Source organism: Kibdelosporangium banguiense (assembly GCF_017876405.1).
GTDB lineage: Bacteria > Actinomycetota > Actinomycetes > Mycobacteriales > Pseudonocardiaceae > Kibdelosporangium > Kibdelosporangium banguiense.
The window spans coordinates 1,735,242-1,760,403 of sequence record NZ_JAGINW010000001.1; the positions used below are offsets into that span (position 1 = coordinate 1,735,242).

The 25,162-nt window shown below is 66.5% G+C and carries 25 protein-coding genes and 1 tRNA gene; 6 read left to right on the forward strand and 20 right to left on the reverse strand.

What is annotated here, in order from left to right; translation table 11 throughout:
• The first annotated feature begins 3 nt into the window (after positions 1 to 3).
• On the forward strand, positions 4 to 963 hold the full coding sequence (locus JOF56_RS08190) for a threonine ammonia-lyase (RefSeq protein ID WP_209636043.1): 960 nt from the start codon (positions 4 to 6) through the stop codon (positions 961 to 963).
• Here the strand turns inward: JOF56_RS08190 and JOF56_RS08195 are convergent.
• Positions 914 to 2,428 carry an MFS transporter gene (locus tag JOF56_RS08195; RefSeq protein WP_209636045.1) on the reverse strand — a complete coding sequence of 505 codons (1,515 nt, stop codon included), beginning with the start codon at positions 2,426 to 2,428 and terminating at the stop codon, positions 914 to 916. The genes JOF56_RS08190 and JOF56_RS08195 overlap by 50 nt on opposite strands.
• A 153-nt stretch (positions 2,429 to 2,581) precedes the next feature.
• Positions 2,582 to 3,343: a GntR family transcriptional regulator gene (locus tag JOF56_RS08200; RefSeq protein ID WP_209636047.1), complete on the reverse strand. Its 762-nt coding sequence runs from the start codon at positions 3,341 to 3,343 to the stop codon at positions 2,582 to 2,584.
• A gap of 162 nt (positions 3,344 to 3,505) precedes the next feature.
• On the opposite strand from JOF56_RS08200, the gene JOF56_RS08205 reads away from it, so the two are divergent.
• Entirely contained in the window at positions 3,506 to 4,537 is a 1,032-nt protein-coding gene (locus tag JOF56_RS08205) for an SIS domain-containing protein (RefSeq protein ID WP_209636049.1), read from the forward strand.
• 834 nt (positions 4,538 to 5,371) lie between these two features.
• Here JOF56_RS08205 and nagA read toward each other — a convergent pair.
• Positions 5,372 to 6,559: an N-acetylglucosamine-6-phosphate deacetylase gene (gene nagA, locus JOF56_RS08210; RefSeq protein WP_209636051.1), complete on the reverse strand. Its 1,188-nt coding sequence runs from the start codon at positions 6,557 to 6,559 to the stop codon at positions 5,372 to 5,374.
• 163 nt (positions 6,560 to 6,722) lie between these two features.
• Here nagA and JOF56_RS08215 point away from each other — a divergent pair, with 163 nt between their 5' ends.
• A complete protein-coding gene (locus JOF56_RS08215; RefSeq protein WP_209636053.1) occupies positions 6,723 to 7,673 on the forward strand; it encodes an N-acetylglucosamine kinase in 951 nt (316 codons plus the stop codon).
• On the opposite strand, the gene JOF56_RS08220 is transcribed toward JOF56_RS08215, so the two are convergent.
• Genes JOF56_RS08220 through JOF56_RS08240 form a run of 5 tightly spaced genes read right to left on the reverse strand, consistent with a single transcriptional unit; the run spans position 7,574 to position 11,347 of the window.
• Positions 7,574 to 8,287 (reverse strand): DUF3159 domain-containing protein, encoded by a 714-nt coding sequence (locus JOF56_RS08220; protein ID WP_209636054.1) that lies wholly within the window; start codon positions 8,285 to 8,287, stop codon positions 7,574 to 7,576. The two genes, JOF56_RS08215 and JOF56_RS08220, sit on opposite strands and share 100 nt — an antisense overlap.
• Before the next feature lie 47 nt (positions 8,288 to 8,334).
• Complete coding sequence (locus JOF56_RS08225) at positions 8,335 to 9,084, reverse strand: ESX secretion-associated protein EspG (RefSeq protein ID WP_209636055.1); 750 nt, start codon at positions 9,082 to 9,084, stop codon at positions 8,335 to 8,337.
• Entirely contained in the window at positions 9,081 to 10,340 is a 1,260-nt protein-coding gene (locus JOF56_RS08230) for a hypothetical protein (RefSeq protein WP_209636057.1), read from the reverse strand. Before JOF56_RS08230 ends, JOF56_RS08225 begins: the two co-directional genes overlap by 4 nt.
• 9 nt (positions 10,341 to 10,349) lie before the next feature.
• Entirely contained in the window at positions 10,350 to 10,883 is a 534-nt protein-coding gene (locus tag JOF56_RS08235) for a DUF3558 domain-containing protein (RefSeq protein WP_209636059.1), read from the reverse strand.
• Positions 10,880 to 11,347, reverse strand: a complete 468-nt coding sequence (locus JOF56_RS08240; protein ID WP_209636061.1) for a hypothetical protein — start codon at positions 11,345 to 11,347, stop codon at positions 10,880 to 10,882. Before JOF56_RS08240 ends, JOF56_RS08235 begins: the two co-directional genes overlap by 4 nt.
• Before the next feature lie 222 nt (positions 11,348 to 11,569).
• Here JOF56_RS08240 and JOF56_RS08245 point away from each other — a divergent pair, with 222 nt between their 5' ends.
• On the forward strand, positions 11,570 to 12,349 hold the full coding sequence (locus JOF56_RS08245; RefSeq protein ID WP_307854979.1) for an SGNH/GDSL hydrolase family protein: 780 nt from the start codon (positions 11,570 to 11,572) through the stop codon (positions 12,347 to 12,349).
• A gap of 154 nt (positions 12,350 to 12,503) precedes the next feature.
• On the opposite strand, the gene JOF56_RS08250 is transcribed toward JOF56_RS08245, so the two are convergent.
• From JOF56_RS08250 to JOF56_RS59445, 11 genes are all read right to left on the reverse strand, one after another.
• The gene (locus JOF56_RS08250) at positions 12,504 to 15,269 is read right to left on the reverse strand and encodes an AfsR/SARP family transcriptional regulator (protein ID WP_209636063.1); all 2,766 of its coding nucleotides are present in this window, start codon (positions 15,267 to 15,269) and stop codon (positions 12,504 to 12,506) included.
• Positions 15,270 to 15,540: 271 nt separating this feature from the next.
• Positions 15,541 to 16,455: an ectoine hydroxylase gene (thpD, locus tag JOF56_RS08255; protein WP_209636065.1), complete on the reverse strand. Its 915-nt coding sequence runs from the start codon at positions 16,453 to 16,455 to the stop codon at positions 15,541 to 15,543.
• Positions 16,452 to 16,847, reverse strand: coding sequence for an ectoine synthase (locus JOF56_RS08260; protein WP_209636066.1), 396 nt, complete (start codon positions 16,845 to 16,847; stop codon positions 16,452 to 16,454). The genes thpD and JOF56_RS08260 overlap by 4 nt, the downstream gene beginning before the upstream one ends.
• Positions 16,844 to 18,094 carry a diaminobutyrate--2-oxoglutarate transaminase gene (gene ectB, locus JOF56_RS08265; protein ID WP_209636068.1) on the reverse strand — a complete coding sequence of 417 codons (1,251 nt, stop codon included), beginning with the start codon at positions 18,092 to 18,094 and terminating at the stop codon, positions 16,844 to 16,846. The genes JOF56_RS08260 and ectB overlap by 4 nt, the downstream gene beginning before the upstream one ends.
• 15 nt (positions 18,095 to 18,109) lie before the next feature.
• Positions 18,110 to 18,619: a diaminobutyrate acetyltransferase gene (gene ectA, locus JOF56_RS08270; RefSeq protein WP_209636070.1), complete on the reverse strand. Its 510-nt coding sequence runs from the start codon at positions 18,617 to 18,619 to the stop codon at positions 18,110 to 18,112.
• A gap of 163 nt (positions 18,620 to 18,782) precedes the next feature.
• On the reverse strand, positions 18,783 to 19,811 hold the full coding sequence (mgrA, locus tag JOF56_RS08275) for an L-glyceraldehyde 3-phosphate reductase (RefSeq protein ID WP_209636072.1): 1,029 nt from the start codon (positions 19,809 to 19,811) through the stop codon (positions 18,783 to 18,785).
• Positions 19,812 to 19,875: 64 nt separating this feature from the next.
• Positions 19,876 to 20,610, reverse strand: coding sequence for a hypothetical protein (locus JOF56_RS08280; protein ID WP_209636073.1), 735 nt, complete (start codon positions 20,608 to 20,610; stop codon positions 19,876 to 19,878).
• Positions 20,611 to 20,764: 154 nt separating this feature from the next.
• The gene (locus tag JOF56_RS08285) at positions 20,765 to 21,451 is read right to left on the reverse strand and encodes a Crp/Fnr family transcriptional regulator (protein WP_209636075.1); all 687 of its coding nucleotides are present in this window, start codon (positions 21,449 to 21,451) and stop codon (positions 20,765 to 20,767) included.
• Positions 21,452 to 21,565: 114 nt separating this feature from the next.
• Positions 21,566 to 22,801, reverse strand: a complete 1,236-nt coding sequence (locus JOF56_RS08290) for a DUF445 domain-containing protein (protein WP_209636077.1) — start codon at positions 22,799 to 22,801, stop codon at positions 21,566 to 21,568.
• Positions 22,798 to 23,541: an Abi-alpha family protein gene (locus JOF56_RS08295; protein ID WP_307854980.1), complete on the reverse strand. Its 744-nt coding sequence runs from the start codon at positions 23,539 to 23,541 to the stop codon at positions 22,798 to 22,800. The genes JOF56_RS08290 and JOF56_RS08295 overlap by 4 nt, the downstream gene beginning before the upstream one ends.
• A gap of 67 nt (positions 23,542 to 23,608) precedes the next feature.
• On the reverse strand, positions 23,609 to 23,731 hold the full coding sequence (locus JOF56_RS59445; RefSeq protein ID WP_281065431.1) for a hypothetical protein: 123 nt from the start codon (positions 23,729 to 23,731) through the stop codon (positions 23,609 to 23,611).
• Positions 23,732 to 23,858: 127 nt separating this feature from the next.
• Here JOF56_RS59445 and JOF56_RS08300 point away from each other — a divergent pair, with 127 nt between their 5' ends.
• Together JOF56_RS08300 and JOF56_RS08305 are read left to right on the forward strand one after the other, a co-directional pair.
• Positions 23,859 to 24,203 carry a hypothetical protein gene (locus JOF56_RS08300; RefSeq protein ID WP_209636079.1) on the forward strand — a complete coding sequence of 115 codons (345 nt, stop codon included), beginning with the start codon at positions 23,859 to 23,861 and terminating at the stop codon, positions 24,201 to 24,203.
• 113 nt (positions 24,204 to 24,316) lie between these two features.
• Positions 24,317 to 24,949 (forward strand): hypothetical protein, encoded by a 633-nt coding sequence (locus JOF56_RS08305; RefSeq protein ID WP_209636081.1) that lies wholly within the window; start codon positions 24,317 to 24,319, stop codon positions 24,947 to 24,949.
• A 103-nt stretch (positions 24,950 to 25,052) separates the two neighbouring features.
• Here JOF56_RS08305 and JOF56_RS08310 read toward each other — a convergent pair.
• A tRNA-Thr gene (locus JOF56_RS08310) sits at positions 25,053 to 25,125 on the reverse strand.
• Between the last annotated feature and the right edge of the window lie 37 nt (positions 25,126 to 25,162).

A 25,162-nucleotide genomic window follows, 5' to 3' on the forward strand; every position in this document is an offset into this window, starting at 1 on the left:
GGTGTGCAACTGGTGACTATCGACGACATCCGCGCGGCGGCCGACCGGATCCGGCCGGTCGCGGTCCGCACCCCGCTGCTGCAGGCCCCCTGGGCGGACCCAGAGCGTCCACTGTGGATCAAACCGGAGAACCTGCAGCCGATCGGCGCGTTCAAGATCCGGGGCGCCTTCAACGCCCTGGCCAAGCTGGACGAACCTGTCCGCGCCAGGGGCGTGGTGGCCTACTCCAGCGGAAACCACGCGCAGGCCGTGGCGTACGCGGCACGTGCGTACGGCATCCCCGCGCACATCGTGATGCCCGAGGACACCCCGGCGGTCAAAATCGAGGCGACCCGCGCTTACGGCGCCGAGGTCGTGCTGTGCGAGGTCGGCAAACGCGAGGTCGTCGCCGACGAACTCGTCGAGAAGACCGGCGGGGTGCTCGTGCCGCCGTTCGACCACCCGGACGTGATCGCCGGGCAGGGCACCGCCGGTCTGGAGATCAGCCACGACCTGCCGGAGGTCGAGATCGTGGTGATGCCGGTCAGCGGCGGCGGCCTGGCCTCCGGCATCGGCACGGCGATCAAGGCGCTCTGCCCGAACGCCCGCGTCTACGGCGTCGAGCCCGAGCTGGCCGCGGACGCCCAGGAGAGCCTGCAGGCCGGGCACCGGGTGAGCTGGTCGGTCGAAGACCGCAACCGCACAATCGCCGACGGACTGCGTTCCCAGCCGTCCGAGCTGACCTTCGCGCACCTGCAGCACGTCCTGGACGGCCTGGTCACGGTCACCGAGGACGAGATACGGGAAGCCGTCCGCGTACTCGCGCACAAGTCCCACCTGGTGGTCGAGCCGAGCGGTGCCGTGAGCGTGGCGGCGTACCTCAAGGGCGCGATCCCGGCCGGGACGACGGTCGCCGTCGTGTCCGGCGGCAACATCAACCCGGAGATGTTCCAGGAGATCCTGTCGGCTGGTGCGCCGGCTTGACATGGGTCGGCGGACCTTCCACACCGCAGTGCAGGCACTGGCCGGGCGCAGGGCTCTCAGGCTCTGCCTCGGCCGGTGCGCTCAGCACGTCGTTACGCACACCGAGTGCCAGGAATCCGCCCACTGCCGCGAGGACAGCGCAGATCAGCAAGGCCATCCGCCAAGCGCTGGTGAGGGCCGCAGGGTCCTCGTAAGCAGCGCCGTTAAGGCCTGCGACGGCCGGCAGCACGGCCACGGCCAGCAGGCCACCAGTCCTGGCAATCGCGTTGTTCACGCCTGATGCGACGCCCGCATGCCGGTCTTCGGCCGCCGCGAGCACCGTGGCCGTCACCGGCGCGACGACTGTCGTCAGCCCCAAGCCGAACACGATCACCGCAGGCAGGACCTCGGTGAGATACGACGCACCCGGCTCGATCCGCATCATCAGCAGCATGCCCGCGGCGATCACGAACGGCCCGACGACAAGCTGCAGCCGTGGGCCGATGCGCTGCGCGAGCTTGCCGGAGTACGAGGACGTCAACAGCATGATCAGCGTGATGGGCAACCCGGCGACCCCGGCCGCGGTCGGCGGGTACCCCAACGAGATCTGCAGCTGGATCACCAACAGCATGAACACGCCACCCAGCGCGGTGTAGACCACGAACGTGAGCGCGTTGGCCACCGTGAACGTGCGATCCCGGAACATCTCCGGCGGAACCAGCGGCTCCCGCGACTTGTGCTGCATCACCACGAACGACGTCAGCCCAGCGATCCCCAGAATCCCGGCAATCAGGACAATGAAGTCGCCGGCGCCACGGCCCGGCGCCTCGACCAACGCCGCGGTCACCCCAGCCAGACCAATCGCGCCGACAGCGGAACTGAGAATGCCCGGATGCCCTGTCATCTGCTCATCGCGTGACTCCGGAACATACTTGCGCGCCATCCAGACCACGACGATCGCGACCGGCAGGTTGATCAGGAAAGCCAGCCGCCAGGACCACACCTGAACCAGCAGACCACCCACCAAAGGCCCGACAGCAGCGGCGATACCGCCCAGCCCGGACCACGCCCCGATCGCACGCGCCCGATCCTGGCGGTCGAAAGAGGACTGCAGGATCGCCAGCGACCCAGGCGTCAGCAACGCCCCGCCAACACCCTGCAAAATCCGCGCGACAACAAGCAACTCAGTACTCGGCGCAACACCACAGAGCAGAGAAGCCGCCCCGAACCAGACGACCCCGAGCACGTAGACCCGCCGCCGGCCATACCGATCGCCAAGACTCCCGGCAATAAGGATCAGGGACGCGAGGGACAAAAGGTACCCGTCGAGGATCCACTGCAGACCCGCGACGGAAGCGTCGAGTTCCTTGCCGATCCGGGGCAACGCGACATTGACGATCGTCCCGTCGAGCATCGCCATGCCCGACCCCACGATCGTGGTGGCCAGCACCCCACGCGCGGCCGGCGTCCCCCAGCGGATGCTCATGTCCGTGCTCCTCCCGGTCCCGGGTACACCACACCATGCACCCAGCCGATCACCCTTCGCCACTGCCGGTTCGTGAATTTTGTTCGCATGGCGGGCAACCGAATCCAATCCCGGCGTCGCATGTGGATCACCGACGCCGGGTGGAGCAACGAATCACCCGTTTGGACGGTTCAGGGTCGCGACGAACTTGTACCGGTCGCCGCGGTAGACCGAGCGGACCCACTCGACCGGACGGCCGTCGGTACCGAAGGAATGCCGCGACAGCAACAACATCGGCATGCCGACGTCGGCACCGAGCAGTTCGGCTTCCTGCGGACCGGCCAGGCCGGTCTCGATGGTCTCCTCGGCGTGCCCCAGCTCGACTCCGAATCGCTCCCGCAGCACCTGGTACAGCGAGCCACCACTCGTTATGTACCGGCGCAGGCCACGGAAGCGGCCCAGCGGCAGGTGCGTGGTCTCCAGCGCCATCGGCTCGCCGTCGGCGAAGCGCAGCCGGTGCAGCCGCAGGATTTTCGCGCCCGCGCGAATTCCCAGCAGCCGGGCCAGTTCCGCCTCGACCGGCAACTCGGAAACCTCAAGTAAACGTGAAGATGGTTCACGTCCTTGCGCCCGCATGTCTTCGGTATAGGACGAAAGGTGCAACCGCTGCGCCACTTTGGGTTCCGCAGCGAAGGTGCCCTTGCCCTGCACACGCAGCAGACGGCCCTCGACGGTCAGCTCCGCCAGTGCCTGACGCACGGTGGTACGCGATACGTCGAACTCCGCGGCGAGTGAACGCTCGGTCGGGATCGGCGAGCCTGGGGGCAGCGCGCTCAACAGATCCAGCAGATGCCGCTTCAAACCCCAGTACTTCGGCTCCCGCTGCAGGCGTGCGGCTGCGGTGTCCGGCGTAGCGGCGGACGATGTCTCCAGCATGGCCTCCTCCTCAAGGCTTACGGCTACAGCATGCCTTGCCACCGGCTCAGATGCGATCAAACCCCGCCTAGTTGCCCGTTGGAGTGACAAACTGGCACCTGTTCGTCTCACCTCACGGACGCTACGATTGGTCTAGACCTACTGGCTCACCCGGGAGGGACCATGTCCGGCCAGCACATGAGCGCCGAGATAGCCGAGCAGCCGGCGGTCTTCGCCTCGATAGTCGACCGTCAGGCGCAGATCGCGGAAGTGGCCGCCAAGCTGGCCGAACGCCGTCCCAGGTTCGCCCTGCTGGCGGCCAGGGGATCGAGCGACCACGCGGCGCTCTACGCGAAATACCTGGTAGAAGTCCTGCTCGAACTACCGGCGGGCCTCGCCTCAGCCTCGACGACGACGCTCTACGGAGCAAAGCCGGACCTGTCCGATGTGCTGTTCCTGACGGTGAGCCAGAGCGGCGGCTCGCCCGACCTGATCGAAACGACAGAAGCGGCCAGAGCCCGCGGCGCACTGACCGTCGCGGTGACGAACAACCCCTCCTCCGGCCTCAATTCAGTGGCTGAACTATCGATCGACATCGGCGCCGGCGTGGAGAATGCGGTAGCGGCCACGAAGACGTACACAGCGACCCTGTTGTCGCTCTACCTGTTGATCGACTCAGTCCGAGGTGGACAAGGGCAAGCAGCGGCCCCGCTGGCGGCTCTGGCGGCAGAGGCCTTGTCCACCACCGAATCCGCGGTGGACGATGCTGTCGCACGGTACAGGTACGTCGAACGCATGGTGACGACCGGACGCGGCTACTCCTCAGCCTCAGCGGCCGAAGGAGCCCTGAAACTAGCGGAAACCTCATACCTGGCAGCCCGCGCATATAGCGGAGCAGATCTACTACACGGTCCCGTCGCCGCAATCGACGCCGACACAGGCGTCGTAGCCGTGACAAGCGCAGGCAAAGGCGGCGAAGCCATGCGTGACGTCGTGAACACAGTCCGCCAACGCGGCGCCGACGTCCTCGCAGTCGGCTCCGCAGCCGCGGACATGCCCGCCAGCTCCCGCATAGTCCTGCCCCCCTGCGCGGAAGAAGTCGCCCCAATCCTGGAAATCCTCCCCCTCCAACGCCTCGCCCTAGGCCTCTCCCTAGCCCGCGGCGGCGACCCAGACAACCCCCGAGGCCTCTCCAAAGTCACCCGAACCCGCTGAACCCACCAGATCAGCCCCGGTTGGCGCTCCGCGCTCATAGGGGATCTGAGCCAAGGCCTGGAGGTCCTGGCGGGCCGCTTGGCGAGGGGCCATGTCAGCGCCCACGGACGTAACGGAGCCCTGGCTGGCGGGATGAAGGTCTGGTGGGCCAGGTTGGCGACTCCGAGCGAAAAGCGAGCCCGGTTACCGAGCCCCTCGAGGTAAAAGCGCGTCAGCGCAATAGAAGTCGGCTCTGAGTGTCCTCACCCTCGGTCGGCAGTGGGCGAAGCCTCACCACACGAGTCCAGGGCACCGCAAACAGCGGCGAGTAACCCAAGCCCGGCGGGCCGCAGCGGAACCCCACCCCAAACCCGAGTCGCCTTGTCAGTGAGAAGCCTGGCAAGAGGAGGCGCCGGCGAACGAACGCCAGCGGTGTCCTGGGCTCGTGTGGTCACCCTTGGGCAGGCCGACCGAGAGGGAGGGCACGAACCGCTCTTCCGTCCTCATCTAGGGAGGTTTGCCGCCCGGCGAGGGCATGTCTTACAAACAATCACAGCAACAACACAAGCCCAAGGATTCACCCAGTCGCCACACAAAATCGACAGAAAACCCTGCCCCCAAAGGAAAAGACATGCCCCCACCCACCACCGGGGGGCGGCCCTGCTCCAGCCTATCGGGGGAAAGTGATCAACAGGGTGGCCCGGCTTGATCTGTGGACAAGTGTTGGGCCTGTGGACAAGCCGGGGGCAGTGGATCTTCACTGTCCCCGGCTTGTCGGTCCTCACCGGTAGGCTGGATTCCGGGGCCGGAGGCCCAACCCACGCCGGCAGGCTCAACTCACACTGCGGACTGGGTTCAGAGGGGCTGGCCGGCGGCTTCGCGGGGTGGTGGGAGCGGGGTGTCCGGCGAGGCTGTGGCTGCGTCGTAGACGAGTTTTCCTTCCACCCAGACTTTGCTGGGTTTCAGGTCGTCGTCCCAGAGGACCAGGTCGGCCAGTGCGCCTGGCTCGATGCGGCCCATGTGGGGCTCGCCGATTGTGTCGGCGGGGATGATTGTGGCTGCGCGAAAGGCGGTGACTGGGTCGACGCCGATGGAGATCATGTTGCGGATGGCGCGATCCAGGGTGAGTGCGCTGCCGGCGATGGTGCCTTCTGCGGAGCGTGGGACGCCGTCGTCGGACAGCAGGACATCCGCTCCGCCAAGCCGGTATACGCCAGGTGGCATGCCTGCGGCTGCTACGGCGTCGGTCACCAGGGCGACTCGGTCGCCGGCTGCTCTGAAGACCAGGCGGCATGCGTCGGCGCCGACGTGTGCGAGGTCGGCTATGAGTCCGAGGGTGTAGCGGTCGTCGACCAAGGCGACGCCCGGTACGCCTGGTTCGCGGTGACCTAGGCCTCGTTGGGCGTTGAAGAGGTGCGTGATCATGCCGGCGCCTGCGTCGGCTGCGTGGCTTGTTTCGGCGCCTGTTGCGTCGGTGTGGCCGACGGCGACGAGGACGCCTGCTTCCGTGAGCCTGCGGACTGCTTCTATGCCGCCGGGCAGTTCGGGTGCGAGGGTGACCATTCGGAGGGCGTCACGCAGTTCGAGCATCGCGTCGACGCGTTCGGGGGTTGGCGCGACCATCAACGCCGGGTCGTGGACACCCGGCCGTTTGGTCGAGAGGAATGGGCCTTCCAGGTGCACGCCAAGCGATTGCGCACCGGTACCGTTCACTGTGGACACGGCGGCCAGCACTACCCTGGCCTGGTCCAGCAGTTGGGTGAGGTCCGCGGTGATCAAGGTCGGCAGGAACCTGGTGACGCCGGTGCTCGGCAGGTTGCGCACGATCCGGCGCATGCCTTCCTCGTCGATCTCGGCGAAGTCGGCGCCGAAGGCACCGTTCACCTGGATATCGACCAGACCGGGGGTGAGCAGGCCGTTCGCCGTGCCGCCGGTCGCCCCTTCGGTCACCTGGGCGATCCGGCCGTCCTCGATGAGGACGGAAACCGGGCCAGTGAAGCCGCGCCCGATCAGGGCCTTCTGCGCGGCGAGGACAGTACTCAAACTTCCCCTCCAATTGGTCCAGACCAGTGCTAGCGTATCGGCGAACAGTCCACCGAGTCTAGTTAATAATTGACAAGATTCCGAGTCACAACGTGAGAAACCCGCTTCGCCGAGGGGGTAAGACGAAGCGGGCAGGGCAGATACTACTCCGAATGGAGCAGCAGTGAGCTACGTGGTCGGCGTGGACGCGGGCGGCACCGGAACCAGGGCACTGACCGTCGATCTTGCGGGATACCGGCTCGGCCGGGGCGCGTCGGGCGGGGCGAACCCCAACTCCCACCCGTACGAAGTGGCCGCGGCCCGGATCGCCGAGGCGATCACGCTGGCCATCGGCGACCTCGATCCGGCCGATGCCAGGGCATGCGTGGTGGGCATGGCCGGCTCGTCCAAGCTCACCGATCCCGAAGTCGCCGCCGTGTTCCACGAGACCTGGCGCGGCATCGGGCTCGGCTGTGACATCCGTGTCGTGACCGACCAGGAGGCCGCGTTCGCCTCGATGACGTCCGAGCCGAGCGGCACGATCCTGGTCGCCGGCACGGGTTCGATCGCGTCCCGCATCGAGGACCGCCGTGCCGTACGGATCGTCGGCGGCATCGGCTGGCTGCTCGGCGACGAGGGCTCCGGGTACTGGATGGGGCGCGAAGCCGTCCGGTCGGTACTCAAACTGCTCGAGACGCACGTCCCCGAAGGCCCGATGGCTCAGTCGGTCCTGTCCGAGGCGCTCGGGACTGTCTCAGGCGAACACAGGAACCTGTGGTCACGGCTGATCACCGCCGCGAACGCAGAGCTGCCCATCCGGCTCGCGCGGTTCGCTCCGCTCGTCAGCAAGGGATTCGCCGCAGGAGACCCGGTCGCCGTCGACATCGTGCACCGGACAGTCGACGTGCTCAGCCAAATGGTCGCGGACACTCGCACGCCTGACGAGCGCACGCCTGTTGTGCTCATCGGCAGCGTTGTCGGGCCGGACAGTCCTGTCGGTGTGCTGCTACGGGATCGCCTGGGCGACCTACCAGTTCACTTCTCCACGGAGGGCGCCACCGGCGCGGCCTGGTTGGCCGCCGTCGATGTGCTTGGGCCGTCCGCGCCGCGGCCGTCCGAACTCGTACGCGGGTGACGGATACCCGGGTGGTCCTTGGGCAGTGAGCGGAACAGCACAACGCCGCTCACAGCAACCGTCGCTGCGACCAACGGCCACGACATCACGAACGTGACCACGCTCAGCGCGACCACCTCACCCGCCCACCACAGCAAGCCCCACACCACGACACGCAGCGCGTACTGCAGCAGCACCCACACCCAGCTGGCTCTGCCGTACGCCTTGACGAGGTCGGAATCCTTACGCCATCGGGTCTTCTGACCGAGCACGACGCCAACGACAACGCCGAGCAGCGGCCACCGCACCACGATGCTGGCCGACCACAACAGCGCGCTCGCGCCGTTCGACATCAGCCTGAGCAGGAAGAAATCCTGCGCCCGGCCGGTATGCAGCGCTATCAACGCGGCCGCGGCAACCATGGCGACGCTCACCACAAGCGCGGTGACCTTGCCGCCTTTGACCAGCCGGTACACGCCCATGAGCGCACTCACCGCGACGGCTGCCGCCGCACCGATCCCGATCGACTGATCCGCCGCCAGCCAGCCCACGACAAAGGCAAGCGGCGGAATGCTCGCGTCCAGTGCTCCACGGCGCCCGCCGAGCACCTCCCCGAGCGACTCCCGCTTAGTCACCCCTCCAGCCTGCCTGATCGAAGTGAGCTTAGGCAGCCCTAAACGAGTCAGCTCTGCAGTGCTTTGAGTAGCTCTTCGGACAAACGGTGGGCAATCCGGCCGCCATCCGCAGGCGTGAGTGTGAGCCACGCCTCACCGTCGCCGGCTTCCCGGACGATGTTCATGTACCGGCCGGCGGCCGTGTCGAACCAGCCGATGCCGGGCAGCCGGTTGGGACGGCCCTGCGGATCCCGGATCGTGACGCCGAACTGGCCCGCCCGCACGACCGGCTCCTTCATCACAGCCTCAAGCCGCTGCAGATTCATCCTGTTGTCCGGATCGGGACGGCTGTGCCGGCCGCCCGACCGGTTCACCGCGTCCACCGGCAGGCTCACCGGAACTCCCGGCCCGGCCTTGACCTGCGGCAGGACGCCCACAATCGAGGCGGCCAGGGCCGTCTCCCGGATCGGCGTCAACGACACCATCAGCTCACGCTGCACAACCAGCACCGCCTGCCGGCCCGTCGCCACAACGATCGCCTTCACCGGCTGCTGCCCGGCCATGTCCAGCATGGCCACCGCGTCGATGCTGATCGTCGGGCGTGCCACAAGCTGCAGCACATCCTCCAGCTGCGGCTCAGGCCGCTGGCGGCGCGCCAGGCCGCGGCTCTCCAGATCGGCGTACACCGCGGCCTTGATCCGGCTGCGCTCCTCGACAGTCTCCCCGTGCGACCGCACCTCCAGCGGAAACGGGATCGCCCCCAGCCGGAGGTCCTCCCACAGCGCGTCGAGGGCAGGCAGCGACAGTTCCGAAATCATCCGCCGATCACCGGGGGCGCGGTCATCTGGTCAGTGCCGAACGTGGCGTCCGGATCCGGCTCGACCAGGTACGACGGTCTCTGGTGCTCGTCGTCCTCGCCACCCTGGCCACGGCCGGCGCCCATGCCACCGGCCCCCATCCCGCCGGCTCCACGGCCACCCGCCATCCCAGCGCCGCGTCCGCCGCCCACTCCACCCGGCCCAGCCGCGGCCCCGGAACCAGCACCCGAACCAGCAGCCCCAGGCCCCATCGCCCCGAACCCACCACCAGGCCGCGGCGCCCCACCAGGACCGAACCCACCGCCGAACGCACTGTTGAACCCGCCACCACCACCCGCAGGCCCAGGACCACCCGGAATACCCGTCGGCCCGCCAGGGCCCGGGCCAAAGCTTGTCGGGTTCGAGTAACCGGACGTACCCGTGCCCGAACCGATCGGCAACGAGGGCAGATTGACGTTGGGCGGCGTCTGCCCCGGGTCGTCGCCGTTGCCGTTCGGGTTGTTCGGATCATTGCCCCCGAACCCGCCACCACCACCGAAAGCGCCACCAGGGAAGCCCGGCATACCGCCGCCACCGGCTCCCCCACCACCGCCGCCGCCGACCCCGCCGCGGCTGCCATTACCAGGCACTCCTGGCCGGCCACCTGGCGTTCCGGGCATCCCCGGCTGATTCGGCTCCGGCGGTTTGCCGCCTTGCTCATCGATCTTCGGCGGCGGCTCGAACGACGGAATGGACGCGGCCGCGGCCGCCAGCTCGGCGTCCCGCTGAGCGACTACCTGGATGGCTTTCTCGTGCGCCTGCTGCTGAGCCTGTTGCTGCTTGTACATGTTGACCGGCAGCAGAGCCATCTCGACGATGTTCCCGCTCTTGGCAGCGTCCTTGATCATCTGGCCAGGGTTGTAGTCGACCGGGTCGGGCATCGAGTTCTTCGCGGTGCCGACCGCTGTCCCCTGTTCGTCCAGCGCACGGCTGGCTGTCTGAAAGGAATCCCCGGTCTTCAGGCTCCAGTCCGCGACCTTCTTCAGCTGCGCCCGCATGGCGTTGGCCGCCTGGCCCGTCCAGCCCGCCTCCGACCCGAACACAGCCACCATCAGATTCTCGGCGGATTCACTCAGCCCTCGGCCGAATTCCCGCCACATGTCGCCGAAGCCGTTGGCATCCGCAGGTTCACCCTGGTCAGTCCACTGTTTCAAGACCTTGTGATCGATACCCGGATACTGCGTGTCCGCCTGCGGAACCGAACGCTCGTCACCCATGTCGCCCCCCTACGGCAACTTCGGATCGATGGTCTTGGCCACCTGGATCACCAGTGGACAAACAGCTTCATCGTTGCCGTTGCCGGATGTCCCGACAAGGATCAGGGTGGTCGAGTCGGGTAGCCCGACAGCGACGTTGCAACCGCCGGAGACCGGGTCTGGCGGGAGTTTGACGGCCTTGTGCCTGCCGACTTCGACTTCCTGCCCTTTGAGTACGTCAAGCGGGTTGCGGCCGTACCCGACGCCGACTCCTTCGCCCGCCTTGTCAGTTCGCCATTCGCACTGCTTGAGTCCACCCGGAACATTTTTGATCTTGCCGGCGCCGAACCCCAGACTTGATGCTTCGGCCGAAGTGAGCAGCGTGCACGGGTCGTCCTTGGCGATGGACGTCGAAGTGGTCTTGGGCGGCGCCACCGAACCGGAAGTCTGGTTGCCTGTGGCGGCGCCGGTCGCAGGCCGCGGAGAACCCGTCGCATTCTCCGAACAACCACTCAGGACAGCTGCCGCCGCACATGCGACGAGAGCAACAGCCCAGCGCTTCACAGTCCGCCCCCTGAAGTATCGATGCTCTGCTGACTGCCGCTGTCGCTGCCCTTGTAATGCGCGACGCTCTTTCGGACCGCTTCGCTGAGCTGGTCCAGTTCCTGCATGAAGTTCTGCAGCAGCGGACCTGTCTCATCCCTGACCTGCTGATTGAACCTGGCGATGTCCGCCGCGTATCCGCCACCCATGCGGAGGTTGCCGATGCTGCTGAACGCCCCTGTCCGCCGCATCTCCGAGACCTGGTCCTTGACCGCGTCCAACTGCTTGATGATGGCGGCGCCGGTGTCCGGGGAGACGGCGAAGGCGCCGGCTTCGGCGGCGGCCATCATGTCGCCGATCGTGTTGCCGATGGAGGCCCACCAGCCGCCACCGTCGCCCTGGTGCTGCTTTTCCTTCCATTCGCGCATCTGTTCTTGCGCTCGCTGGGCAGCAGGGTCGACCGGCTGCTGCGAACCGTCTGGCATCGTGTCCCCCGTTTAGGCGATCCCTTCCAACCAAGCATCGTAACTGTGATGCGGGCGGCTTGTGGTTGGTTCCCATATGCCCGTTCAGTCGTAATGGGACAGTGATTATAACAGCGTGTTATTGCGGTGAAACGTTTTGTAACCGACGGTGGCGTAGGTTGGGATGGATCAGCCATCCTGGTCCGTTAGTTGGGGGTGACAACGACCTACGGGAGGGACGGCGTGGGCTGGGGTAGCTGGGTGGCGATCGGTGACAGCTTCACCGAGGGCCTGATGGACGGCAGCGAGGCCGGGGGCTTCCGTGGCTGGGCGGACCGGCTGGCCGAACTGATGGCCGGGCGGGACGCGGATTTCCGGTACGCGAATCTGGCCATCCGCGGCAAGATGATGACCGAGATCATCGCCGAGCAGGTGCCGCTCGCGATCGCCGCGCAACCGGATCTGGTGACGATCTGCGCGGGTGGCAACGACCTGATCGTGCCGGGCAGCGACGCGGACGAACTGGCGGCGGAGCTGGAACAGGCCATTGTGGAGCTTCAGCGGGCGGGCAGTGAGGTGCTGCTGTTCGCCGGGCCGGATCCCAAGGTGATGCCGATGGTGCGCCGGGTCCGGGCGAAAGTTGCTATCTACAACGAACATTTGCACGCGATCGCGGACCGGCACGGCGCGCGGATCGTGGACCTGTGGGCGATGCACGTGCTCAGTGACGAGCGCGCGTGGAGTGATGATCGGTTGCATTTCTCGCCGGAGGGCCACCGGCGGATCGCCTTGCGTGCCGCCGAGGTTCTCGACATCCCGGTGGACGAGGACTGGCGGGAACCGTGGCCGCCGCAGGAACGCGACACGTCCTGGTTCAAGCTGCGCCAGGCCGATCTGCAGTGGACAAGGACACATCTGATGCCATGGATCCGCCGCCAGCTGCGCGGGGAGTCCATGGGGGACGGTGTGACGCCCAAGCGGCCGGAGCTTCGGCCGTTGAGCGATGTGAAAGCCAGAGACTGAAAACACACAAGACCGGCCGGCACTCCCCCTCGGCGTGCCGGCCGGTTGCGTGACACAACGACCCTCGGCGCACTGGTCGGTGTCATGGCGCGATGCCCCCGGGGCGCGCCGCGGGTAGCCTGCCAGCTCGGCTGAGCAGGTCACTAACCGTGCGCTAAACGCCTGACGCAAGATCGTCGATCAAAACCCGTATTTGTTCCGCGCGCGCGGAGCTGACCTGCGTGTACAACTCCGCGGATCGCTCCCATTGTTGGCGCGCACCAGATTTCGCGCCACGCGCGGAAAGCACCTTGCCGAGCACTTCCCTGCCGAACGCCTCGCAGAGGGCGAGTCCCGAGTTCACCGACAGCTCGATCGCAGTCCGGGCATGACGTTCGGCCTGGTCGGTGTCGTTGAGTTCGGCGTGCAGCTCGGCGAGATTGCCCACCGCGAACGCGGCGAAGCCGACTTCGCCCACTTCCCGGTACAGTTCCACGGCTCTGCGCTGCGGTTCGACCGCTTCCTGTAACCGGCCAAGCGCCCGCTGCACTTGGGCGATGTTGTTGCGCACGTGCGCCTCGATCGCCGGATGCGCGTCGACGGCGAGCGCTTTCGCATATCCGGCAAGGGCTTCCTCGTATCGGCGGAGTCCGAAGTAGGCGGACGCGAGCGCCTCGTGACCCACCGCGATGAGCCGGTCGTCACCGAGTTCCAGCGCAAGCCGCAGCACCCGCGAGGCGTCGCCCGCCGTCTCCGACGCCCGGCCGAAGCGGGCGTACAAGGCACAGCGGCTTTGTAACAGCCAGGCCTCGCCATCCTTCTCGCCAGCCGAAACGGCAGCCGAAAGTCCCTTATGGACAACGGTGTGCCATTCCTCCCAAGTGGACCGGACCGCACGGTAGTCGTGCGCCATGCGGGCGAGCCGCCAGGCACTGCGCGGATCGGCGGCGTCGATTACGGCAACAAGATTGGTCCATTCCCGTTCGAACCAGGCCAGCGCCTGCCCAGGAGTTGAAATGTCCAGAATGTCGTTTTCAACAGAGGAGGACACCGGGTCGACAACCGGACGCAGCAACCGCCGGGCCTTGTCGGCCGCGCCGAGGTAGTAGCCGACCAGCCGGTCGAAAGCCGCGCCGCCGAAAGGAGCGGATTGCTTGGCGTACAGCCGAACGAGGTCGTGCATGACGAACACGTCCTGGCTGGTCTCGGTGACCATGAACGCCCCGGCGAGCGTCCGCAGGCCACGCCGGGCGGTGGTGAGATCCGTCTGTTGCATCGCGGCCAGCACGGCCGGTCCGATCCACGGGCCGGGCACCAGGCCCAGCAACCGGAAATCCGCGGCGGCCGGCTCGGCCAGGCCCCGGTAGGTGACATCGAGCGCGGCCCGGACACTGGTGTCGGAATGCTCGACCTCCAACGCCTGCAAGCGAGTCCGCTCGTCGGAAAGATCGCTGATCAGCTCGTCGGCGATCCACTCCTGCCGGGACGCCAGCCGCGCCCCGACGATCCGCAACGCCAGCGGCAGGCAACCACACAGTGTGGCAAGGCGTTCCAGCCGCGGTGAATCGATTCGCCCTGGCCCGGTAAGGAAATCCACCACCCGCACGGCCGCCGGACCCGAAAGTGTCCGCAGTTCCAGCAGCCGGGCACCGCTGCGCGCGACCATGCCCTCCAGCCGGACCCGGCTGGTGATCAGCACCAACGCACGGGAACCACCGGGCAGCAGCAGCCGCACCTGTTCGGAATCCCGTGCGTCGTCCAGCATCACGAGCACCCGGCGATGTGCCAGCAGCGAACGGTAAAGCGCCGCACGGTCATCAGGGTCGGCCGGCACCTCACCGGCCGGGACTCCCAAGGTCAGCAGGAACTGCGACAGCACCTCGCCGGGGTCCAGCGGCTCCTGGAAACCGCGCAGCCCGGCGAAAAGCTGGCCGTCGGGAAACTCCCGGGCCACCCGGCGGCCCCACAACGCCGCCAGAGCGGTCTTGCCGATCCCGGCCTGGCCGGAGATCACCCCGATCGGCGTCGCCTCGCCGTGGTCTTCGGCCAGCAAACCGTCCAGCCACGCCAGTTCTTCGTCCCGGCCGTGGAAACCCACTGGCGCGGGCGGCAGTTGCGCGGGCACGAGCACGCCGACCTTGGGCGCGACGACCGGCACCGGCGCGGGCAGCAGCAATGTCGAATCGTCGTTGAGCACCCGCTCGTGCAGTTCCCGCAGCGCCGGACCTGGGTCGATGCCGAGATCCTCGGCCGCGCGACGGGCGAACCGCTGGTACGCCTCGAGCGCGTCAGCTCGCCGCCCAGCGCGGTACAAGGCGAGTACAAGGTGCGCGATCATCTGTTCCCGGAACGGATACGACTCCGCGAACGTCGACAGCTCGCCGACGAGTTCGGCGTGCCGGCCCAGTTCAAGATCGGCTTCGATCCGCGCCTCCAGCACGGCGAATCGAAGATCTTCCAGTTCAGGCGCGTTGATCCGGGGTGACACGTCGGCCAGGACCGGCCCGCGCCAGAGGCCGAGCGCCTCCCGCAGCAGCTCGGCGCGCCGCACCGGATGCTCGTGGCGGGCTCTGCTGAGCAACGCCGTCGCCCGGCTGACGTCGATCAGGTCCTCGTCGACGATCAGCTGGTAGCCCGGCAGCCGCGTGTCGATCCAGACCGATCCAGTGGGATCGACCAGGCGCAATTGACGGCGTAACCGCGAAACATAGTTCTGCACGATTGTGCGTGCGGTCAGCGGCGGGTCTTCGCCCCACAGCCCGTCGAGGATGTCCTCGACCGGCACGACTTCGTTGGGGCGTAACAGAAGCATTGCGAGCAGGCCGCGTACACCGGGCCCGCCGAGCGCGACCGGTTCGCCGTTGACCACCGCCTGGACCGGTCCGAGCACCCCGAACCGGATCACGGCATGGTCGTCCTCGTCACTGTCCCCCGTACTCACTTCGCCCTCCCCCGTCCCCTACTACCGGTGACCAAGGTAAGTCGATGATGGGGGTGGAAGTAAAGGTTTACCGGGATATCTGTCACTCACTGCGAGAAAACAGGCCCCCTGCCGTCCGGTCCCGATCCGGTTGGCAGGGGGCCACACTCACACGGCCAAGGCCCGGGTGCCACCGGTCCCACCCCGAGTGGAAGACCGGCTACTCCTCAGGCCGTATCCGGCTGAGCGAGATCTCAATGCGTGATTACCGTAACAGAGAGCATGTGATTCATTACACGCGGGGCGCGCGACTCAAAGGGGTGAAGTCACGGCTCGCGATGAACGTCGGGCGCGGTGTTGGCGCTGCGTACGGCTCCTCCAGCACGTTGTCGACGCTGTTGAACACCACGAAGATGTTCGACCGCGGGAACGGCGTGATGTTGTTGGCCGAACCGTGCATGATGTTGGCGTCAAACCAGATCGCGGATCCGGCCGAGCCGGTGAACTGGTCGATGCCGTGGGTGGTGGCCAGGGTCGTGATGTCCTGCGTGCTCGGTACGCCGATCTCCTGTTCCTTCAGCGACTGCTGGTAGTGGTTCGCCGGCGTTTCGCCAATGCACGGGACGAATGTGCGGTGCGATCCGGGCATCACCATCAGGCCGCCGTTGAACGCGAAGTTGGCGGTCAACGCCAGCGACATGCTCACCGCACGCGGCGCGGGCATGCCGTCCTCCGCGTGCCAGGTCTCGAAGTCCGAGTGCCAGTAGAAGCCCTTGCCCTTGAACCCGGGCATGAAGTTGACCCGGCTCTGGTGCACATACACCTCCGAGCCGAGCAGCTGGCGGGCCCGGTCGAGGATCCGCGGGTCCCGGATCAGCTCGGCGATCAGGTCGCTGATCCGGTGCACCTCGAAGATCGACCGGATCTCCTGGGACTGCTTCTCCACCACGACCCGCTCGTCGCCGCGCAGGCCGGGGTCGCTCGTCAGCCGGACGAGCTCGTCCCAGTACGCCTGCACCTCGTGCTTGCTGAGCACGCCGTCGTCGATGGAGTAGCCCTTGGCGTTGTGCGAGGCCAAAGTCGCCTGGTCGATCGGGCCGGAGTCCTGCTGGGCCCAGATCGTGGGGTCGGTCCGCTCGATCAGCCGGGCGGCGCCGGGCACCCTGGTCGGGTAGCGGTCCGGGGTCCTCGTGCTCATCAGGGTCATGTGGCTCCTTCCACGATCAGCGGGTACACGCCGTGCTCGTCATGGACCTCGCGGCCGGTCACCGGCGGGTTGAACACGCAGACAGTGCGCATCTGCGTGTGCGGCCGCAGCTGGTGACGCTCATGGCCGTCGAGCAGGTAGAGCGAGCCGGGCCCGAGCCGGTGCACCGCACCGGTTTCCTTGTCCTCCAGTTCGCCTTCGCCCTCGACCACGAAGACGGCCTCGACATGGTTGGCGTACCAGAAGTCGTTCACCGTGCCGGCGTACAGCGTCGTCTCGTGCACCGAGAAGCCGGCCTGTTCACCGGCCAGGATGATTCTTTTGCTGCGCCAGTTCGGGGTCTTGACGTCCCGGTCGGTGTCGGTGACGTCGTCGGTGGTCCGGACGATCAACCCAGTGCTCCCTTCACGGACTGGGCCACGAGCCCGAGCCCTTCCTCCAGTTCGGCGTCGGTGATCGTCAACGGCGGCATGATCTTGACGACCTCCCCGACCGGGCCGGACGTCTCCATCAGCAGCCCGCGGCCGAACGCCTGCCGGCACACGGCTTCCGCGATCCGCTCGTCACCGAACTGCAGACCCCTTGCCAGGCCACGGCCTTTGGCCCGCATCGCGACGTCCGGATAGGACTCGGCGATCTCGGTCAGTGACCGGCCGACGTGCTCACCCTTGGCCAGCGTGCCTTTCTCGAGTTTGTCGTCCTGCCAGTACGTCCGCAGCGCCTCGGTCGCGGCGACGAACGCCGGGTTGACGCCACGGAACGTGCCGTTGTGCTCGCCCGGCTCCCACACGTCCAGCGACGGCTTGATCAACGTGAGCGCCAGCGGAAACCCGTACCCGCCAATGGATTTGGACAGGCAGACGATATCCGGCTCGATCCCGGCGAGCTCGAAGCTGAAGAACGGCCCGGTCCGCCCGCATCCCATCTGCACGTCGTCGACGATCAGCAGGATCCCGTGCCGTTGGCACAGGTCGGCCAGGCCGCGCAGCCATTCGGTCCGGGCGGCGTTGATCCCGCCTTCGCCCTGCACGGTCTCCACGATCACGGCGGCGGGCTCGTTGAGACCGCTGCCACTGTCGGCCAGGAGCTTCTCGAAGAACAGGAAGTCCGGAGTCTGGCCCTCGAAGTAGTTGTCATACGGCATGGGTGTCGCGTGCACGAGCGGAATGCCCGCGCCGCTGCGCTTCATGGAGTTGCCGGTCACCGACAACGCGCCGAGCGTCATGCCGTGGAAAGCGTTGGTGAAGTTGATGATCGACTCACGGCCGGTGACCTTGCGGGCCAGTTTCAGGGCCGCCTCGACGGCGTTGGCTCCGGCCGGGCCGGGGAACATCACCTTGTAGTCCAGCTCCCGCGGCTCGAGCACGATGTCCTGAAAGGACTCGAGCAGGTCGCGTTTGGCGACTGTGTTCATGTCGAGCGAATGCGTGACGCCGTCCCGCTCGATGTAGTCGAGCACGGCGCGCTTGAGCCGCGGATTGTTGTGGCCGTAGTTCAACGAGCCGGCACCCGCGAAAAAGTCCAGGTACTGCTTGCCGTTCTCGTCGTAAAGCATGCTGCCGGACGCGCGGTCGAACGTCGTCGGCCAGCCACGGCAGTAACTGCGTACTTCCGATTCCAAGGTCTGGAAGATGTCCACGATTCTCCGGGTTCTTCAGAGCGCGGGGGCACTCACGGAGACGAACGGGCCGATCCGGAACAGGAACTCGGCGTCGTGCTCGTCGGGGAAAAGCTCAGCGGGAAACAGCTGACCGCCGGTCATGCCCGCACTCCAGCGTGCGGCCAAGGCCCGGAACAGCCCGATGGAGGCGTTGTTGTCCGAGGTGACGGTGGCTTCGAGATGTCTGGCGCCGGTGCGGCGGACCACGGTGTCCAGCAGCATCGCACCGATCCCGCGACCGCGGTGCGCGTCGTCCACCGCGACCTGCCAGACCACCAATGTGTCCGGCTCGGACGGACGGTGATAGCCGATGACAAAGCCGACAACGACACCGTCGACTCTGACCACCGCGGACGTCGCGGCGAAATCACGGCACCACAACAGGTATGCGTACGAAGAGTTCAGGTCTAGTGACTGGGAATCCCGTGCCACCCGCCATATTCCTTGACCGTCCGATATGGACGGAATGTCGACAACCGCCTGGCCGAAGGTTTTTCCGGACATGCCAGGGGAACGTAACAGAGGTGGTTGCGCCGTTCAGCCCATCGCCTGGCCGACAGACGGCCTACCAGGGGGAACGGAAGATCAGGTGTGAAGATCGGAACAGAAACGTTGAACCGCGGGTGCGCAGGCCCTTAGCGTCGCGCGCACCCGCGTTCCCGTTCGATCAGCCGGCTACACGTGACGGCCGCCACAGATCCAGTCCGGATTCGACGGCGTACTTGTCGACCTCCGCCAGCTCGGCGTCGGTCAGCGCCGGGGCGTCGAGCGCCGCGAGGTTCTGCTCCAGCTGCTCGACCGAACTCACGCCGATCAGCGCGGACGTGACGCGGGCGTCCCGCAGCACCCAGCTGAGCGCCAGCTGCGACAGGCTCTGGCCACGCTGCTGTGCGATCCCGTTGAGCCCACGTACCCGCGCAATATTCTCCTCGGAGAGGTGGTCCGGCTGCAAGGAGCCGTGCTGGGAGGCGCGCGAACCCTCCGGGATGCCGTTGAGGTACTTGTCGGTCAGCAGACCCTGGGCCAGCGGGGAGAACGCGATACAGCCCGCGCCGACCTCCTCGAGCGCGTCCAGCAGCTCCGGCTCGATCCAGCGGTTGAGCATCGAGTACGACGGCTGGTGGATCAGCAGCGGCACGCCCGCCTGTTTCAGCAATTCGGCGGCTTCCCGCGTCTTGGCCGGGGAGTACGACGAAATGCCGACATACAGCGCCTTGCCCTGCTGCACGGCACTCACGAGCGCACCCATCGTCTCTTCGAGCGGGGTCTCGGGGTCGAACCGGTGCGAGTAGAAGATGTCGACGTAGTCCAGGCCCATCCGGGCGAGCGACTGGTCCAGCGACGCCAGCAGGTACTTGCGTGAGCCGTGATCGCCGTACGGGCCGGGCCACATGTCGTAGCCTGCCTTGGTGGAGATGACCAGCTCGTCGCGGTAGGGACGCAGGTCGTCGGTGAGGATGCGGCCGAAGTTCTCCTCGGCCGAGCCATAGGGCGGGCCGTAGTTGTTGGCCAGGTCGAAGTGGGTCACGCCAAGGTCGAACGCGCGCCGGGCGATCTGCCGGCCGAGCTCGTAGGGCCGTGATCCGCCGAAGTTCTGCCACAGGCCGAGCGAGATCAACGGCAACTTGAGTCCGCTTCGCCCGCTACGCCGGAATTCCGCTTTGTCGTATCGCCGATCGTCGGCTTGGTACACCACGGCCGGAATCCTAGGTCAGTTACGCCGGGGTGGCCTGTGCGTTGGGGGCAAGGCCACCCCGTCGTCATCCGCCGATGAACCCGCGCTGCGCCGTGGTCCGGTGCCGCCCTCGGACGACAACATCGGACACCTCTTCGGCACGGACCACGTACGGTCGCGCTTGCACCCCGGCGGCGTCCCATCTCGGCACTATCGGCCGGCTGAACATGTCGAGCGAGTCCGCACAGCCGGGCAGCCAGAGCCACCCGTACCCCTTGAACTCCTTCTCCCGCACGGCCAGGCGCCGGAACTGGTCGGCTCGAAGCGAGGTGTGACCCGCCTCGACCACCGAGTGGTAGACCAGATCCGACAACATGACCGCGAGGTTGGCCTCCGGCCACTGCTCCAGCACCCCACGCAGCGGCTTGGAGTCCAGCAGCCGGCTGACCACGACCGCGTCGCGGCATGGATAGCCGTTGGGGCCGTTGACGACCACCCCGTGATGCACGGCCATCCGCAGGCGCATCCGCGCCCAGGGCACTACTTCCTCGTTGTGCAGCCGCAGCTCGGCCTCCAGGCGTCTGGTGAAACCATCGACCACGCGCGGTTCGTGTTCGTCGTGCGGGAGCACGCACAACTCCGCGTCGCCTTGCTGCTGACGGGCCCAGCGCGCCCGGTTCAGGCCCATGGAAGCCGCGGCCCGGTCCAGACACCGCAGGAGAGTCTCCTGCCATTTCTGCTGACGCTGCTCCGGCGCGGCGCCATACCCACGAATATCAACTCCGACATAGAGCGACCGCCGGAAGCCCGTACCGTCCATCCATTAGACCTTTCGTGTTACGGACTGAGGGAAGTAGGTGTCCCTGCGTAACTATGCTGTAGGTCGTCCGTATGAAACCGGCACTGGTACGGGTTCATCAGCATTTAGGAGAACAAGTTCAGCCACTCGGTGGAACTTTTTAACAGTACAAGAGTCACGGTATTTCCGCACGTAGCCGCAACCTGGCCATATCGAGTACGGCGATGCCGCGGTAACGGCCACTGACCAGACCGTCCTGTTGAAAAGTGCGAATGATCTTTTCGGCGGTACTCAGCTTGATACCCGCGATCGAGGCCAGCTCTTCCCTGGTCAGAGGCACTCCGAGGTCCCAACGCGCGCCCATACGTGTGCCGTATGACTCGTACAGATCGACCAGAACACGCGCGACTCGCACACTCGCCGGACGGCCGTGTTCGATTCTTCGCCGGTCGGCCCAACGCAATCGTTCGCTCAGCATCGTGGCCACCTCAATGGCCGCGTCCGGATGCCTGGCGAGGAAGTTACGCAACTCCGCCCGGGTTATGCGCTTGAAGAAAATGTCGGTACACGAGATGACTGTCGCAGATCTCGGCCCCACATCGAGTGCCGCCATCTCGCCGACAAGATCACCGCCGACCCTGATCGCGAGCAGGGTCCGCTCACCCGCCGGGTCGGTCGCCAGAACTTTCACCGACCCGTGCAGCAACAGCATCGCGCTCGAATCCGCTTCACCCTGACTGATGATTGTCACACCGGCGGGTCTGCTCTCCGAAACCCCGACCGCCAGGAAATCCTCTCTGGTCCGATCCGTCAGCCGGCCGAGCAGACTGGCCGGCGGGTACGGCAGGGTACCCGTAGCCACTCTTCGCGAATTGATCTTTCCCACCTCGCCGGATTCCCACGTGCCCGAATCGACCACCGGTGATCGGCGCGTTTCCGCGGCCCGTTAGCAATACTGGCATATGGATAACAGGTGTCAGTGGGCGAGGTTCTCCACGAGCAGGACCTGAAGCTCCCCGACGGCGAAGCCAAGTACCGCGCCGACCGTGATCAGAATCCATTCGTCCTGCTGAAACGCGGGCCGGATCAGTTCCTCGAACTCCTCAGCGGTGAGCTCCTGCATCTTCTGGACCAATGTGTTGCGAATGTCCATCGCCTCTTCGGCGTAGTCCTCGATGAAGGTGAGCGTCTCCGGCATCCGGTTCATCACCTTCTCCGCGACACTGTGCTTCATCTCCTGGTAGCGCCGTCCGCCGACGGTGAGCGCGACCAGCGGCCGGGCGAGCCTGGTCTGCCGGTCGAGGGCCTCGGTGACCTGCCGTTGGACCACCGCGAACAGCCGGTCCGCGAGCGGCCCGCGCAGCACGGCGTGCAGCACGTTGTGCGGTGTGATGATCTCCTTGGCGATCAGTTCACCGTAGTCGGCGGCCACTTCCTTACGCCGTTTGAGAAACAGTCCCTGCCACTGGAACAGACCGAAATACCGTTTCGGCTCCCGCGGGTTGAAGATCATTTTCAGGGCGAGCCAGTCGGTGAACCAGCCGGTCAGACCGCCGAAGATCGGCATCACCCACGGCGAGTGCAACGTGGCCCACGCGAACATCTGCACGAAGCCGATCACGAATCCGAACACGATGCCGGAGCGGGCGATGAACCGGAACTCCTCACGGCCGGCTTCCTGGAAGATCCGGTTGAGCAGCTCCTTGTCCTTGACGAGGTTCTCCACGACCATGCCCTTGAGGTCGAAAACCGAATCCACGTCGGACTGAATTGTGGACAGGATGGCCTTGACCACTTTCGGTGCCTCGGCCTGCACCCGCCGCACAACGAGATCCTGTGCCTGCGCCGGCAGCGATTCCCACAGTCCCGGCTGGTACTCCGCGGCGATCTCCCGGGTGATCTCGTCGACCGCCTCCAGCAGCGGCCGCTCGAGTTCCCTTGCCACCCGTTCGGGGTCCAGCCGCTGAACGACGTCACCGGCCGAGATCAGCCGATCGGTCATCGTGTCGCACGCGATCGCCGCCATCCGCGCGGCCTTACGCGGGACAATGCCCTGCCAGCCGAAGAACGGTCTGACACCGACGAACTCGATCGGCCGGAACATCATCCGGATGGCCACGACCTTGGTGCCGTAACCGATCAAGGCGGCGATCACCGGCATCGACAGGTAAACGAGCCAGTTGCGCTGGAAGTCCGCCAGGATCTCGTTCATCCGGCCCGAGCCGGGTCCACAGCGGCCCAGAACTGCTCGCCCAGAGTGGACAGTCGCAATGTCCTTCGCGCGTACCGCGGCGTCAGTTTCCGGACTGTGCGCACTTCCTCCTCGGCCGCACGAACCCGATCCTCGGTGAGCAGGATGTCGTACTGGACACCCAGCGCGGGATCCTCCGGCCCGACCTCGACGACACCGAGGCTTTCCAGCCGTGTCACGTAATTCGGCACCAGATCCGGCAACATCACCCCGGCCGCACGGCCCACAGAGGACGCATTGCGCAACACGATCCGCTGCGGCCCGCCCAACGCCGACCGCCCCGCCACATGCACCAGCGCGTACACCGAACCGTCCGACAAAGCCGCCAGAATCCGGGCTTCATCCGGGACAAGCTGCCGCACGATCGACAGGAAAAGATGTTCCCGGCCCGTCCTGCGGTCCAGCTCGGTCGACAGACGCAGCAGTTCGGCCATTGCCGAGCGGACCGCGTCGACGTGACCGTCCACAACGGCCGGCGACTCTCCGATCAACCGCTCTGTGAAGGTCTCCTCGGCGTCCAGGCGCCGCCGCACTTCGTCGAGGACGGCTTTCTCGGCCTTCCGGAACTGACGCTGCGCCGCCTCACCGCCCGGCAGCCTGCTCGCCGCCTGCCAGCTCGTGCGCGCCAGCCAGCCCGCCATCCGGCCGGCCTGCGCCACCACCCGGTCGACCCGGTCGACCGGGTCCCGCTCCTCCGCCACGGCACGCCTCCCACGCTCAGCGAGACAGGTGTATCACACGATCCCGCCGTAGACGCAGGTCAAACCGCTAACCGACCGGCCGTTTGGCCATCAGCCGGGCCATGCCGGCGTTGGCCACGCGCAGCGGGAGCGCCCACCGCGTGCTGTAGTCGCCGCTGCGGCTGGCGAACACGGTTCCCGCGACGCTCACATCCGTGAGAGCACCTCAGGCGCCGCTTCGACCCGGCCGCCATGAAACCCTGGCCATCGTCCCTTTCGGACACTTTGGTGGACCCGGGAACCGACTCACGACTGATCTTCCGCCACTACACAACCCCGTGGACGCTGGTGCGCCGAGCCGGGCCGGATCGGACCTGAGTGACCCGATCCTGCAACGCGGCATCAGCAAACTCCTTGCCCTGCAAATGGAAAACGGCGGCTGGCGCTGCAGCACCACCTACCCGACAATGCAAACCGTCTGGGGCGCCCACGATGCGGTCTACGCACTGAAGACAGTCGTCTCCATCGGCGCCGAGAACATGGCCCCCATGGCGTTGCGCGGCCACGCGGCCGAGCAGATCGCGGTACTGGAATCCGTGATCTCCCATCTGCTGGGTGGCGCTCAGCCCAACGTGATCGCGGAGGCGACAATCGTTCCGGAGGCCGGAGTCCTAGGCGCGTAAGCCCTTCCAGCGTTCGGCTTATCGCCGTTACGCCGTCGGGGCGAACAAGATCAAGTGGTTGACGCCATGACTAGGTTCTGGGTAAAGCCCCGCGCCTGCACAAGGGGGGAACGATGATCACCCGGAAGCTGGATCCGTGGCAGGAAGCCCTGCTGCGGGAATTACGCACCCGGGACCTGTCCGCCGACCGGATCGAGGAACTGCTCAACGCGGTCGACGCGCACTGCGCGGACACCGGAAAGAGCCCGCAGGAGGCGTTCGGGGATCCGGTCGTCTACGCGCACATCTTCGCTCCGGGTCTGCAGCCCGTTAAGTTCGTGCCCGCCGCCATCCAGGGCATCTTCGGGATCGCCGGACTCGTGATCCTCGCCGCCGGAGTGCTCGCGGTCATGAACGACTCGCCCGCCTACATCCGGAGCGGAGCGATTGTGTCATTCGCCGCCGCCACTTCGGTGTTCATCATCTTCCTGGCATTGAAACGGCACCTGGCGATTTCGGCGAGCGCCCTGTTCCTCGGGGCAGCCGCATTGGTGGTGCCCTACTTTCTGTGGCCCACGGTGGTCGCCGAGCTTCCCGTCTGGCCCGCAGTCACCGGCGGCATGTTCCTGGTGTCCGTCAGCTGGTCGGTTTCCGTCTACCCGGACCACGTCGTCGACCCTCGGGCGAACAAGCGCCAGATCCTCGCGATGCGATGGGCCATGCCGGCCATGATGGCCTGCGCCGTCCTGCTGAGCTGGTCTCGATAGCGCAAGCCGACGGTCAGTTCGTGGGGGCATGGGGGCTCGGCCCCCAATATCACGCGAGGCGACCCGGCGAGCGTGTCAGCGCGAGCAGGGTCGTCCCGAGGTGAGCCGGTGACGGGACTCGAACCCGTAACCTTTCGCTTACAAGGCGAGTGCTCTGCCAATTGAGCTACACCGGCTTGGTCTCTTTCTCCGCACATCGTAAGCGGCCCCCAC